General features: G+C 60.4%; 11 protein-coding genes and 3 pseudogenes. 9 read left to right on the forward strand and 5 right to left on the reverse strand.

The window, feature by feature from the left end; translation table 11 throughout:
* Positions 1-444: 444 nt before the first annotated feature.
* Together NLY37_RS29345 and NLY37_RS29350 are read left to right on the forward strand one after the other, a co-directional pair.
* Positions 445-699, forward strand: a complete 255-nt coding sequence (locus NLY37_RS29345) for a helix-turn-helix domain-containing protein (protein ID WP_031197535.1) — start codon at positions 445-447, stop codon at positions 697-699.
* A 665-nt stretch (positions 700-1,364) separates the two neighbouring features.
* Positions 1,365-2,240: pseudogene (locus NLY37_RS29350) on the forward strand (IS1380 family transposase); the annotation flags it as partial.
* Positions 2,241-2,558: 318 nt separating this feature from the next.
* On the opposite strand, the gene NLY37_RS29355 reads toward NLY37_RS29350, so the two are convergent.
* A complete protein-coding gene (locus NLY37_RS29355; RefSeq protein ID WP_023740413.1) occupies positions 2,559-3,764 on the reverse strand; it encodes a beta-ketoacyl-[acyl-carrier-protein] synthase family protein in 1,206 nt (401 codons plus the stop codon).
* Positions 3,765-4,040 (reverse strand): acyl carrier protein, encoded by a 276-nt coding sequence (locus tag NLY37_RS29360; protein ID WP_023740414.1) that lies wholly within the window; start codon positions 4,038-4,040, stop codon positions 3,765-3,767.
* Positions 4,041-4,612: 572 nt separating this feature from the next.
* Here NLY37_RS29360 and NLY37_RS29365 point away from each other — a divergent pair.
* Both NLY37_RS29365 and NLY37_RS29370 read left to right on the forward strand, forming a co-directional pair.
* Positions 4,613-4,714 (forward strand): annotated as a pseudogene (locus tag NLY37_RS29365) (LysR family transcriptional regulator); the annotation flags it as partial.
* A 96-nt stretch (positions 4,715-4,810) separates the two neighbouring features.
* Positions 4,811-5,765 (forward strand): annotated as a pseudogene (locus tag NLY37_RS29370) (IS1380 family transposase); the annotation flags it as partial.
* Positions 5,766-5,951: 186 nt separating this feature from the next.
* Here NLY37_RS29370 and NLY37_RS29375 read toward each other — a convergent pair.
* Both NLY37_RS29375 and NLY37_RS29380 read right to left on the reverse strand, forming a co-directional pair.
* Positions 5,952-6,116, reverse strand: a complete 165-nt coding sequence (locus NLY37_RS29375; protein WP_023685557.1) for a hypothetical protein — start codon at positions 6,114-6,116, stop codon at positions 5,952-5,954.
* 56 nt (positions 6,117-6,172) lie between these two features.
* Entirely contained in the window at positions 6,173-6,562 is a 390-nt protein-coding gene (locus NLY37_RS29380; RefSeq protein WP_023673549.1) for a hypothetical protein, read from the reverse strand.
* 560 nt (positions 6,563-7,122) lie between these two features.
* Here NLY37_RS29380 and queC point away from each other — a divergent pair.
* Genes queC through queE form a run of 3 tightly spaced genes read left to right on the forward strand, consistent with a single transcriptional unit; the run spans position 7,123 to position 8,908 of the window.
* The gene (queC, locus tag NLY37_RS29385) at positions 7,123-7,821 is read left to right on the forward strand and encodes a 7-cyano-7-deazaguanine synthase QueC (RefSeq protein ID WP_023697800.1); all 699 of its coding nucleotides are present in this window, start codon (positions 7,123-7,125) and stop codon (positions 7,819-7,821) included.
* Complete coding sequence (gene queD, locus NLY37_RS29390; RefSeq protein WP_023673552.1) at positions 7,821-8,177, forward strand: 6-carboxytetrahydropterin synthase QueD; 357 nt, start codon at positions 7,821-7,823, stop codon at positions 8,175-8,177. The genes queC and queD overlap by 1 nt, the downstream gene beginning before the upstream one ends.
* Positions 8,174-8,908: a 7-carboxy-7-deazaguanine synthase QueE gene (queE, locus tag NLY37_RS29395; RefSeq protein WP_023673553.1), complete on the forward strand. Its 735-nt coding sequence runs from the start codon at positions 8,174-8,176 to the stop codon at positions 8,906-8,908. The genes queD and queE overlap by 4 nt, the downstream gene beginning before the upstream one ends.
* Before the next feature lie 236 nt (positions 8,909-9,144).
* Here the strand turns inward: queE and hemN are convergent, their stop codons facing one another.
* Complete coding sequence (gene hemN / locus NLY37_RS29400) at positions 9,145-10,494, reverse strand: oxygen-independent coproporphyrinogen III oxidase (RefSeq protein ID WP_023740418.1); 1,350 nt, start codon at positions 10,492-10,494, stop codon at positions 9,145-9,147.
* Positions 10,495-10,646: 152 nt separating this feature from the next.
* Between hemN and NLY37_RS29405 the strand changes: the two genes are divergently transcribed.
* Both NLY37_RS29405 and ccoN read left to right on the forward strand, forming a co-directional pair.
* Positions 10,647-11,393, forward strand: a complete 747-nt coding sequence (locus NLY37_RS29405; protein WP_023740419.1) for a Crp/Fnr family transcriptional regulator — start codon at positions 10,647-10,649, stop codon at positions 11,391-11,393.
* A gap of 554 nt (positions 11,394-11,947) precedes the next feature.
* On the forward strand, positions 11,948-13,558 hold the full coding sequence (ccoN, locus tag NLY37_RS29410; RefSeq protein ID WP_023740420.1) for a cytochrome-c oxidase, cbb3-type subunit I: 1,611 nt from the start codon (positions 11,948-11,950) through the stop codon (positions 13,556-13,558).
* The last annotated feature ends 4 nt before the right edge of the window (positions 13,559-13,562 follow it).

Here is a 13,562-nt window from a genome sequence, read left to right on the forward strand (position 1 = left end):
CTGTACAGGTGGCGATGCGCCTCCAGGAAAGCGGTACCCCTTGTCTGGATCCGAAGCCCGGATGAAACCAGATGACCATTGTTTGCTGCAATTGCGAAACTCGGTAACGGTTACGAGCGGGTCTTTCGCTGCCTCGCCGGTGGAGATTGGCCGAAGGAAGCAGTGTCCTGCCGAAAGTTCGAGTTGCTGTTCAAGAAAGCCATCGGCGAGAATGGTCCACGAAGGATAGCAGGTCGCATGCGCTACGCCGACCAGGCTCTCAGCACGGGCAGCCTTGATATTTGATCAGAAGGAGGTGAGCCGCCATATTCCGGCCCGGCCAATTCAGCGGCCCATCCCATGCATGAGGCCGGTTCGGCCGAATGGACGACCATTTTTTTTATTTGCTAAGTGTGCGCCTCGGGGAGGAATCTCCGAGGGAGCTCCCAGTTCTTGGAGATGTTTATGAAGGATTCGCGCATTCCCGAACCAGTCTTGACGGCTATGTCCCAGGGAACCCACATCGTCCGCGCTTATCGCGAGCACCTTGGATATTCGATCGACGACCTGGCGGTCGCGTGCGGGCTGGCCGCTGAGGAAATCCAAAACATCGAGCGAGGTCTGAGGTACAGCAAGGGCTATCGGGATCGGATAGCGAAATCGCTTTCCATACCTGTGGGAATTCTTGAGTCGGAGTTGGACATTTCGGACGCCGCCTGAACAGTCGGATGATCTGCAATGGGTGGACTAGCTGTTGTGATGTGAAGCTTGCGGCTGATGTCGACGCTTGATTCGATTTGATGCGATGCCTTCTGGCGCAGCTCGCCGAACAACAAAGCGATATAGCCGCCCGGAGTGCTACGAAACGTGCACGACGGCATCGGCTCGCGACGAAGGACTAACGGCGAACTCTTCCTAGTTCGGCGAGGCGATGCTGGCTTGAGCATCAACTCGGCCTACGAGAGTGGCTAGTCCTAGGCTGAATCGTCCACCATGGCGAAGTCGCGCCGCTCTGAAAGTAACATGGCGGGCATCCTGACGTTTCCGGTTGACTATGGGCGTTCGAACCAGGAAAAGGGGCCGCTCTTCGTGAGTGGCGTGCGCCGGCAGTCTGACCCCCAAGCCCCCGCCCAGGCTGCCGGCGCGCTTCTAGAAAGATCGAAGTAGCCACTCGCTTGCGCTCTGCCCGCTGACACCTTGTGGTTCCTCCTGCGGGTCCAGCGGACCACCATGGGTGTCGCCAGTTCTGGTGGTCACGCGCCTCCATTTGCGATCTCGTGTCAGTGAGTGCACCGCAAGCACCCTCTCTGCCAGCCTGAAAAATTCACGGGGGTTGGTGGATGTTGCTTAAGCCGATCCGAAATTTCCCGGAGACCACACCCACCATGAACGATCTTGCGCTGCCGCTGAGCGGTTTGTCATCAGTCGGCGGCTAGTCCGTCGTCGCCCGTTTCGACGGCGGCATGCTGTCGTCCAACAGCGGCGTTCTGGCCTTGGCCGAGGTGGAAAAGCGGTTGCGTGTGGCCGAGCGTCTGGCGCGTTGCATCGACGATCCGTGCTGCCCGGACCAGGTCGTCCACAGCCTGGCGGACATGATCGGCTTTCGCATGAAGATGATCGGCGCCGGCTACGAGGACGGCAACGACGCCAACCGGCTGCGCCGCGATCCGGTCTTCAAGATGGCCCAGGATGCGCTGCCGTCGGGTCGGGATCTGGCGTCGCAATCGACGCTGTGCCGGCTGGAGAACCTACCCGGGGTGCGGGAGCTGGTCGCGATGGGGCGGGCGATGGTCGATCTCTATTGCGCCTCGTTCCGGCAAGTGCCGAAGCGGATCGTACTCGACATTGACGACACCTTCGACGCTGTGCACGGAGGCCAACAGCTTCGCCTGTTCAATGCCCACCATGACGAGTACGGCTTCCAGCCGATCGTCGTGTTCGATGGTGCGGGACGGTTCGTCAGCGCGATCCTGCGACCGGCCAAGCGGCCGAGTGGGGCTGAGATCCGCCCCCACCTGCGCCGTCTGGTGCGGGCGATCCGGATCAACTGGCCGAACATTCGAATCCTGCTCCGCGGGGATAGCCATTATTGCAACCCAGGTCATCGACTGGTGCTGCGCGTCGACTTCATCTTTGGCCTCGCGCCCACCACGACCCTGCGCAAGCATGTGGCGGATCTGGAGGCCAGCACGACAGCACGCTTCGAAGCGTCGGCCAAGAGAGGCAAGGTCCGCATGTTCAAGGAGCTCATTGACGGCGCCCGCGGCGCGGCCGGGCCGGCAGCACTCAGGCGACTATAACGGGCGCAGAGCCGACCCTGCGGCTTCCAGACATTGTCGTGTACAGCTCCAGACCCTCAAGCCGAGCCCGCATGGCCTCGCTTACCTTTTACGGGGCGGCGGTACGTCCAAGCCGGTTCAACAGTTAAGAATTTCGCAAAGACGATACCCCCGGATCCTTGATCTTCCGCTGCCACTTCCCGCATTCGCCGAGGCGGTCAATGACCCGCCCTTCACAAGGTTATCCGGCAAGCATCTGGATGCGAGAGATAATGTTGCCGGAAGCATCTTTCATGGCTTCTACACCTGCCTGAACGCCAGAACCGCGTTCGTGCCGCCAAAGGCGAAGGAGTTGCTCAGTGCCACGCGCACCTTGCGCTCGCGTGCCACATTGGGCGTGACGTCGAGATCGCAATTGGGGTCCAGCTCACGATAATTGGCAGTCGGCGGGACGACGCTCTCGCGGATAGCCATCACGCAGGCGATCAACTCGAGCGCGCCGGACGCGCCGAGGCAATGCGCGTGCATGGACTTGGTAGAAGAAATGGACATTGAGAAGGCGTGCTGACCGAAGACGCGCTTGATCGCCGCCGTCTCGATCTGGTCGTTGGCCTTGGTGCCGGTGCCGTGCGCGTTGAGATAGTCGACATCCTCGGCGTCCAGCTTGGCATCGGCAAGGCAGGCCCGCATTGCTGCCTCCGGCCCCTCGACAGTCGGCGCGACGATGCCGGACGCATCGGCGGAAAGGCCGACACCGGCAATTTCGGCAAGGATGGTGGCGCCCCGAGCCAAGGCATGCTCGTAGCTTTCCAGCACCGCCATGCCGGCGCCTTCACCAAGCGACAGGCCCTGGCGATCGGCCGAGAATGGCCGGCAAGTATCGGGCGAAAGCACGCGGATCGCTTCCCATGCCTTCAGCACACCCCATATGAGCGGCGCTTCGCTGCCGCCGGCAAGCATCACGTCGGCCCGGCCGAGCCTGATCTGGTCCACCGCGCAGGCAATCGCATGGTTTGCCGAGGAACAGGCGGACGTGACGCCGAAGACCGGCCCGCGCAGGCCGAGACTCATGCTGACCTGGCCGGCAGCGGCACCCGGCATTGCCTTGGGTACAGTCAAGAGAGCGGCACGCTTACCGCCCAGAAGGATGGCGCGGTAGGTTTGCTCGATCGCATCCCACCCGCAGCCGCCAACGCCCACCGTCGCACCGAAGCGATAGCTATTTCCCTCTTTGGAGGAAAGTCCGGCCTGACGCATGGCTTCGCGCGCCGCAAGCACAGCGAGCAGGCTGAAGCGGTCCATGGAGATGAGTTGCTTGCTGTCGATGTCATGCTCCGGCAGGGCCTTGATCTCGGCACCGATCCTGACCCTCAATTCATGGAACTCGGAGTTGACGATTGGGCCGATGGCGGAGCGGCCTTCTCGCATCTCTGTCCAAATGGCGGCGGCGTTGGTTCCAAGCCCGCAAATCCCGCCAATCCCAGTAATCACGACGCGCCTGTCCACTCACACCCCCGTAGGGAGCAAGCTGCGCACGGCTTCCACCATGCCCCCAACATTCTGGAGATCCGACCATGCCTCGGCCGTATTCATCTCGATCTCGATGCCGTAGGCCTGCTCCAGGTCCCAGAGAACGTCCGCCAATCCCAGTGAATCGATACCGAGCGAAGTCAGTCCCGTGGCAGCCGTTATTTCGCCGCCCGTGGCAGGCGCTATGCCGCCCTCCGACGCGGCGCGCTTATTGATCATTGCGATTATCTCGTTGGCGAGTTGATCTGCCATCTTGTTCCTTTCCAGCTTGCGTTTCGGCGTCGTTCAAAACCCGAGTCGCGTCGCGTTGCCAAAATTGCCCCTCATAGAGCCTGTGCGCCGACCAAGCCCAATGCCCATAGGAACCGGACGAGTACCGGCTTCAGCGGCGTCAGCCCGATGACGAAGAAAAGTCGCCGGCCTCCCGCTTTTGCGCCAGCACATCAAGAATCTGCGTGTAAATGGATAGGAACCGTCGTCAAACGTCAGCTAAACGCTGCGACGGTGGGTGCTGTCAGCGTATTCACTCGGCACCTCATATGTAATCGAGATGTTTCATAGCTCCGGACCAGTTGCGATCAACTATTGTACCGGTCGCCATTCGTCGGAGAGTTCGACATGATTTGGAGCGCTGCCTCCATTCCCAGTACAATCTCCACCGCACGCGACAGATTTCCTCTTTCGGGCTCTTCTCAAGGGACTCGCCACGCGATAGAGGCAGTGATCGGCGCACGTGAGGTCCTGCCAGGTCCATGCGACATTCCGGAAAATTGGTAAAATCGTTTGTTTCAATCAAATTCATCCACGCTATGGATAGCTAAGACATGCGTTTCAAAGGGGTCGATCTGAATCTTCTCGTCGTTCTCGACGCGCTGCTTAGCGAGCGCGGCCTCACGGCGGCGGCACGCAGCATCAACCTAACCAAATTCATGGGGGTTGGTGGATGTGGCGCAAGCCCGTTGAAATGACGTAGGATTTGGTTGCTTAAGCCGATCCGAAATTTCCCGGAGACCACACCTACCATGAACGATCTTGCGCTGCCGCTGAGCGGTTTTTAGTCGGCGGCAAGTCCGTCGTCGCCCGTTTCGACGGCGGCATGCTGTCGTCCACAGCGGCGTTCTGGCCTTGGCCGAGGTGGAAAAGCGGTTGCGGGTGGCCGAGCGTCTGGCGCGTTGCATCGACGATCCGTGCTGCCCGGACCAGGTCGTCCACAGCCTGGCGGACATGATCGGCTTTCGCATGAAGATGATCGGCGCCGGCTACGAGGACGGCAACGACGCCAACCGGCTGCGCCGCGATCCGGTCTTCAAGATGGCCCAGGATGCGCTGCCGTCGGGTCGGGATCTGGCGTCGCAATCGACGCTGTGCCGGCTGGAGAACCTACCCGGGGTGCGGGAGCTGGTCGCGATGGGGCGGGCGATGGTCGATCTCTATTGCGCCTCGTTCCGGCAAGTGCCGAAGCGGATCGTACTCGACATTGACGACACCTTCGACGCTGTGCACGGAGGCCAACAGCTTCGCCTGTTCAATGCCCACCATGACGAGTACGGCTTCCAGCCGATCGTCGTGTTCGATGGTGCGGGACGGTTCGTCAGCGCGATCCTGCGACCGGCCAAGCGGCCGAGTGGGGCTGAGATCCGCCCCCACCTGCGCCGTCTGGTGCGGGCGATCCAGATCAACTGGCCGAACATTCGAATCCTGCTCCGCGGCGATAGCCATTATTGCAACCCGCAGGTCATCGACTGGTGCCGCGCCAACGACGTCGACTTCATCTTTGGCCTCGCGCCCACCCCGACCCTGCGCAAGCATGTCGCGGATCTGGAGGCCAGCACGACCGCGCGCTTCGAAGCGTCGGCCAAGACAGGCAAGGTCCGCAGGTTCAAGAAGTTCGTTGACGGAGCCGCTAGTTGGAGCCGCGTCGAGCGCATCATCGCGCGGGTCGAGGTCGGCGCCCACGGTGGCGATATCCGCTTCGTCCCCCGCCTGCCATCACGCCGGAGCAATCCCGGCGCCTGACGAGGCGCGTGGAAAAGCACCGCAACGGCGACCACAGCGTCGCTTCAGGCCGTCAAAAGCTTATCGCCGTGCATCAAGGCGGCTAGATGGCAACGAGGCTTATGCCGCCCGAGCATCGCAGCTAAGTATGCATGAGGGGTCGTCCCTTCAAAATACTTGATACATTTGCGCTTGCGTAGCTCCTTGCATGCGCTCGATGCCAGGAGGAGACCTCTGTTCTAAACGCTCGCATCGATGCAACGCCGTTGACACCATCATCGCGGCGACCGCTTTGCCGCGGCCGCCGCAGCCCTTTTCGAGCATGACGATCATGCCGGCGCCATCGCAGTGATGCACTTGCAAATTCAGAGATGCACTCTGCCCAAATGCTAGGTGCCCAGCATATGTCCGGCATCCCGCAACGCCGCTACGAAGAGACGGGCATTGCCGTTGGCATCCATCTTGGCCTGCATCGACAGGGGCATCCTGTGCCAGCTCTCCAAGGCCGCAATGTAATGTGAGAACATACCGTTAACGATGCAATAGTGGGTAACTAGGCCGTGTCCGTCTAACGCCAGCACGCCGAATTGGCCGCCGTGGTATCGGATGGCTGCGACCCGCTGGACCTGCGCGTCACCGTCGATCCGCACGTTGAAAAGCAGGCTGCCGCGGCTCCTGGTGGCTATTTCGGCGGCTTTTTCAGCGAAGCTCAACGAGAGCGAGCGGACGCTTTCGACTGCCATCTGTAAAACCATCAAGTTCAGTTCATCCACTGCCATAAGGTACCTGTGCGCAAGACATGGGTGATTGCAATCGACCACACCGCTTGTTCACAGATGTCGGCTCACGACGGTTATTCAGGGTTCGCCGGTTATCCCTTAAGGGCGTGCTCATCAAAATGATCCTGACGTGGAATGCGCTGCATCTACGAAGCGCGAGGAGCAGGCCAGCCAAAGCTGTCGCGACAATTGATCTCATAATCCACCCCGATATCTGGATTTCGGCATCGCTGAACATCCCTGGTAAGTGAGCTGTTTGCGGCAAGCCCATCTCGGCTTTGTACTCCGAAACCGTTGCAATGGCGTCGCTCGGCGCTCGGGACCGACAGGCTCTGCTCGTCGAGAACTTTGTCCCCGAGAAGCGTTCGACTTTGAGCATTCCGCTGAAGGGTGACGTCTCGCCAGTCCGTGTCCTTGCAGCTCACCGCGAAGGCTTTTTGCGCATCGCACGCAAGCGCACGAATTGGTCTCCGTTCACTTCACAAAATGGTTTTCCTGAAGTACTGGAGCGCAGAGAAATCTCCGGTCGCAGCCTACCCGGTTAAAACAAGGACCCAACGATGAAGACTCTCGTCGTCTGCTCCGGCGGATTGGATTCCGTTACTCTTGCCCACAAGGTGGCAGCGGAGCACCAGCTGACCGGCCTGCTATCGTTCGATTACGGCCAACGGCATAGGAAGGAATTGGGCTTCGCCACCCTTTGCGCGGAGCGCCTGAGTGTCCCGCAGCGAATCATCGATATCCACGAGATCGGCGGCGACCTTTCCGGCTCCGCGCTGACCGACAATGTGGACGTGCCCGACGGGCACTATGCCGAAGACACGATGAAGATAACGGTGGTGCCCAACCGGAACGCCATCATGTTGGCCATTGCCTTCGGCCTCGCCGCAGCGCAAGACGCTGACGCAGTGGCGACGGCCGTGCATGGTGGGGATCACGTTGTCTATCCCGATTGCCGTCCGGCCTTCATCGACGCTTTCCAGATGATGCAGGACCACGCGCTCGACGGCTACGCGCAGATTCGCCTTTATGCACCCTATGTGAACCTGACGAAAGCGGACATTGTTACGGATGGAGCCACATACGGCACGCCGTTTGCGCAGACCTGGTCCTGTTACAAGGGCGCCGAGCGTCATTGCGGGAGGTGCGGGACCTGCGTCGAGCGGCGTGAGGCGTTTCACATCGCTGGGCACCCGGACCCAACCGAGTATGAGGACTCCGACTTCTGGCTCGGAGCGCTGCGAAGGACCACCGCGTAATGTTCCGCATCACCAAGGAATTCCACTTCTCAGCCTCGCATCAGCTCACCTCATTGCCACCCGATCACCAATGCGCGCGCCTGCACGGACATAACTACATCGTCGAAGTGGAGCTTTCAGCGGATGGACTGGACGATCACGGCTTCGTGCGCGACTACCACGACTTGGCGCCATTCAAACGCTACATCGACGAGAGCTTCGACCACCGGCATCTCAACGACGTGCTGGGACACGAGCAAGTCACGGCGGAATATCTGGCCAGACATTTCTACGACTGGTGCAAGGCACGCCTGAGCGAAACCGCGGCCGTGCGGGTGAGCGAAACGCCGAAAACCTGGGCGGAATACCGGCCATGACGAATACTCATCCCGCAATCCGCGTTAGCGAGATTTTCGGGCCGACGATCCAGGGCGAGGGCGTGCTCATAGGTTTGCCGACGATCTTCGTCAGAACCGGCGGGTGTGACTATCGCTGTTCCTGGTGCGACAGCCTCCATGCTGTGGACAATCAATTCCGCCATGAATGGGAGATGATGTCCGTTGGGGCGGTGTGGGAAAATGTGCTTGCCCTTTCCGGTGGCCGCCCGCTGATGGTGTCGCTATCAGGCGGCAATCCGGCCATCCAGCCGCTCGGCGCGCTCATCGACCGGGGCCATGGTGACGGTTACCGTTTTGCGCTGGAAACCCAAGGGTCGCTTGCCAGGGACTGGTTTGCGCAGCTTGACGTGCTGATCCTCAGCCCAAAGCCGCCGTCAAGCCGAATGACGACAGATTGGGCCGCTGTCGAGGCGTGCCTCCAGGCGGCACAAGGCAAGCCCCAAGTCGTGCTCAAGCTCATTGTTTTCGACGAAAGGGACTACACCTACGCGAAAGACGCCGCTGCGCAATTTCCGCAACTTCCGATCTATCTGCAGCCCGGCAATCACACGCCGCCACACCCCACAAATGATGACGCGCCTGTCGACCTTGACGGAATATTGAAGCGCATGGAGTGGCTGGTTGACAGCGTGACCCGCGACAGATGGTTCGAGGCCCGCGTGCTGCCGCAGCTGCACGTTGTGCTCTGGGGTAACAAGAGAGCCGTCTAGCCCAGGCCCTTTCCACTGGAACTGCGCCGGCAGAATTCGGGTGAACGGGTGGTTCAGGTCGAAGGGAGCTGTCGCCGACAACCATGATCCGACAGGCAGGGCTCGAGCGGACGATATCGTCGCTGCGCCAAGACGCGTCTGGTCCGCTCAGAATCTTGTCTCGATAGACGGTCGCCGATCAACAAACGTACCGCGGTCCATGATCGACTGAGAGGCATGACCGTTCCTCTGAGTGCTCAGACTGCCGCCGAGTGCCTGGCCGTTCCAGCTTCGAAATATTTGTCGAACCTGGCCGCGATGCTTCGGACGAAAGGGCGACTTTCAGCCGGCACAACGAATCTGTCGCCATCAAGTTCAAGCAATCGAACCGGATCGTGGAGGGCCATGGAACTTGACTGAAGGAGGAGCCTCTGGCCGGCCTCGCCGAAGCGTTCCACCAGATCGATGGCCGAGAAGGCGAAGTCGCACATCAAACGTTCGATGATCCAGCCGCGAACGCGGTCGTCGTTGGAAAGTGCGATACCCCGAACAGCGGCCAGCCCACCGTCATCAACCATGCGTCTATATTCGCTGGTTGAAGGCATGTTCTGCGCATAGCCTTGCCGAAACTGGCTAATGGATGACGGGCCGAGCCCGATCAAGATTTCGCAGCAATCGTCCGTGTAGCCCTGAAAGTTCCGGTGCAAAGTCCCGGTGCGGGCGGCAAGGGCCAGGGCATCGCCGGGTTTGGCGAAATGGTCGAGCCCGATTGCCTCGTATCCATTGTCTACAATCGCCTGTGCAGCCAGTTGCGACTGGGCAAAGCGCTCCGCGGGACCCGGCAACCAGGCCTCGTCGATCATCGTCTGATGTTTCTTGAACCACGGTACATGCGCGTAGCCAAACAGTGCGATCCGATCCGGTTCCAGGGTCAGTGCCTGCGTGACCGTAGAAGCGACGCTTTCCCTGGTCTGGTGCGGCAGACCGTAGAGCAGGTCCAGATTGACGGATTCGACGCCGCGCGAACGAACGCCGTCGACGACCGTCTTGGTCTGCAGGAAGCTCTGCTCGCGGTTGATCGCCTTTTGCACCTTCGGATCGAAATCCTGGACGCCGAGGCTCGCACGGGTCATGCCGATTTCGGCAAGCGCATCGAGGCGGGCATCGTCCATATCGTTGGGTTCGATTTCAACGCTGATCGTGGCGCCGGGAAGAAAGCCGAAGCTGTTGCGCAGGGCGGTTCCCAGCGCCACCATATCTTCGGGCTTGAGCATCGTCGGCGAACCACCGCCGAAATGGACGGCACGCACACGACCTTTGCCTCCAACAAGACTGGCGACGGTGGCGATCTCGGCATGCAGTGAGCGCAGATATGTGGTCACCGGTTCGTAATGGCGTGTCTGCTTGGTATGGCAGGCACAGAACCAGCAAAGCTTGTCGCAGTATGGGATGTGCAGATAGAGCGAGATTTCGTCGCCCTCGTCGAGCCCCTGTAGCCAGCCACGACAAACGGTAGCGTCAACGCTTGCATTGAAATGCGGCGCGGTCGGGTAGCTCGTGTATCGCGGGACGTTCTCGCCAAATCTGGCAACTAGCTTTTGTCGCATGTCGTGGTCCACCGTGTTTGCATCGCCCGAACTGTGGATGCTTGGATGAGCCTAAGCCCTGATTTCGATCAACCTTCAGCACGGACAAACTGCCGCAAGGATTTTTCTACCGTGGATGCTATCCTGCCCGCACGGACCGGTAGAGCGATCGAATGACATTACGGCAGGATATTCACAGTTCCGGCATCCCCGTTCTTTGCCTGTCTTGCGAGGCACGGCGCCGCGGTGTCTGTGGCGCGCTAGAGCCAGACCATTTGGCTCAGCTCGCCAAGACGTCGTCGCGGCACAATATCGAGCCGGGGGTCGAACTGATCGGCGACGCCGAGGCGATCGACTGTTATTCGAACGTGCTTTCAGGCGTGGTGAAGCTCACGAAGAGCCTGTCAGATGGACGCCAACAGATTGTCGGCCTGCAGTTCGCCCCGGATTTTCTGGGTCGGCCCTTCAAGATGAAAAGTGCGATCAATGCGGAAGCGGCAACAGCTGTCTCGCTATGCTCGTTTCCCAGAGCGGCCGTCGAACGGATGATGAAGCAGTCACCCGAATTTGTGCATCGCCTGCTCAAGCAGGCGCTGAACGAACTTGACGAGGCACGCGAATGGATGGTGACTCTGGGGCGCAAGACCGCACCAGAGAAGGTGGCGAGCTTTCTCCTCATGATTGCCCGGAACATCGACTCCAATGTTGACCCGACGGCTAGCTCGACGTGCTTCGAGCTGCCGATGACGCGTGCCGACATTTCTGATTTCCTTGGAATCACAAACGAGACCGTGAGCCGTCAGCTGACCAGCCTGAGAATGGACGGCGTGATTCGGATCGAGAACAACCGCCGCGTCACCGTGGACAGCATGAGCCGGCTGGAACGGCGCTGCGGCGGCCGAGGCGCTACAGCGGTTTGAATGACGCAGAAGCTGCATGGCCCCCGTCACTTACTTCATCCGGGGCAGGGCATGCTCGCGTTGGCCTCAGAAGAAGTCGCGTAGCGACAGCCCGTTCTCCATCCGATCGTATGCGCCAGTTGCCTTTCGGCTCGTCGGCGAAGCATCCACACTTGGCCGAAGTCAATACGCCTCATCCGCAGGGGAAAATCGCCGTCTCCCCAAGCCACCAATGTCACGACGGCAGCGTAACGCTGGCGCTGGCTGTTCCAAGGCATTGAACGCGGGGTTCGGTAAGGCGTCGACCTGCTTTCCAGCGTCGCAGAAGGTGCGCTCCCCCACACGCCCGCGGTCGCCTCCGCACCCGGGGCCCGACCGGGGACGCCAGGTCCCATCCATAAACGAGCGGCCGGTGGTGCGCTTCCACATTCGATTGTCGCAGTCTGATCGCACCGAACTCGATGCTGCTCGAGCAAAATGGTGCGGCTCTGACATGGATCAGGGCGAGCAGGCGACGGCTGCGCAATAAGACACCGCGGTTTGGCATCCGCCGGAATTGGAAATCGGGGCTTGCGATGAAATTCGGCAAAGAAATCGTGCTTCTAAGCCTGTTCGCATTCGCGGCTTTGGTGGCGGCTGGCGCTGGGGTGGATGAACCCTTTCGCCAGCATATGTGGGTCTTGTTCTTCGCCTTGGCTGGCTTCACTGCGATCCTACTGCGCAACACTGAGTTCAAGCCTGCCGCTCCGATCGACCCGTCCGCTTACATGGACGGGCCAATCCGCTACGGCGCCATCGCCACCATGTTCTGGGGTGTGGTTGGCATGCTGGTCGGGGTGGTCATCGCGCTGCAGCTTGCCTATCCCGATCTCAACATCCAGCCCTGGTTCAACTTCGGCCGCTTGCGGCCTCTGCACACCTCGGGCGTCGTCTTCGCCTTTGGCGGCAACGCGTTGCTTTGCACGTCTCTCTATGTCGTCCAACGCACCTGCCGCGCTCGGCTGTTCGGTGGCGATCTCGCCTGGTTCGTGTTCTGGGGCTACCAGCTCTTCATCGTCATGGCCGCGACCGGTTATCTGCTCGGCATCACCGAGAGCCGCGAATATGCGGAACCCGAATGGTATGTCGACATCTGGCTGACCATCGTCTGGGTCGCCTACCTGATCCTGTTTCTGGGCACCATCCTGAAGCGCAAGGAACCGCACATCTACGTCGCCAACTGGTTCTACCTTTCCTTCATCGTGACCATCGCGATGCTGCATGTGATCAACAACCTGTCGATGCCGGCCTCCTTTCTCGGCTCCAAGAGCTATTCTGCATTTTCCGGAGTCCAGGACGCCCTGACGCAATGGTGGTACGGCCACAACGCCGTCGGTTTCTTCCTAACCGCCGGCTTCCTCGGCATGATGTATTATTTCGTGCCCAAGCAGGCCAACCGGCCGGTCTATTCCTACCGTCTGTCGATCGTCCATTTCTGGGCAATCATCTTCCTCTACATCTGGGCCGGGCCGCATCACCTGCACTACACCGCCCTGCCCGACTGGGCGCAGACGCTCGGCATGGTGTTCTCGATCATGCTGTGGATGCCGTCATGGGGCGGCATGATCAACGGCCTGATGACGCTGTCGGGCGCGTGGGACAAGCTGCGCACCGATCCCATCATCCGCATGATGGTGATGGCCATCGCCTTCTACGGCATGTCGACCTTCGAAGGCCCGATGATGTCGATCAAGACGGTCAATTCTCTGTCGCATTATACCGACTGGACCATTGGCCACGTTCACTCCGGCGCGCTCGGCTGGGTCGGCATGATCTCGTTTGGCGCAATCTACTTCATGGTGCCGAGACTCTGGAACCGTGAACGCCTCTATTCGCTCAGGCTCGTCACCTGGCATTTCTGGCTGGCGACGCTCGGCATCGTCGTCTACGCCGCGGTGATGTGGGTGTCCGGCGTCATGCAGGGCCTGATGTGGCGCGAATACGACGAGCAGGGCTTCCTGGTCTACTCCTTCGCCGAAACCGTGGCCGCTATGCACCCTTATTACATCATGCGCGCCATCGGTGGGGCCATGTACCTCTCCGGCACCCTGATCATGGCCTGGAACATCGCCATGACCATCCTCGGCTACCGGCGCGAGCAGGATCCGATGCCGCGCTCCACCCCCGCCCTCCAGCTTGCGCGATGATGAG

Source organism: Mesorhizobium sp. C395A, assembly GCF_030323205.1.
Classification (GTDB): Bacteria; Pseudomonadota; Alphaproteobacteria; order Rhizobiales; family Rhizobiaceae; genus Mesorhizobium.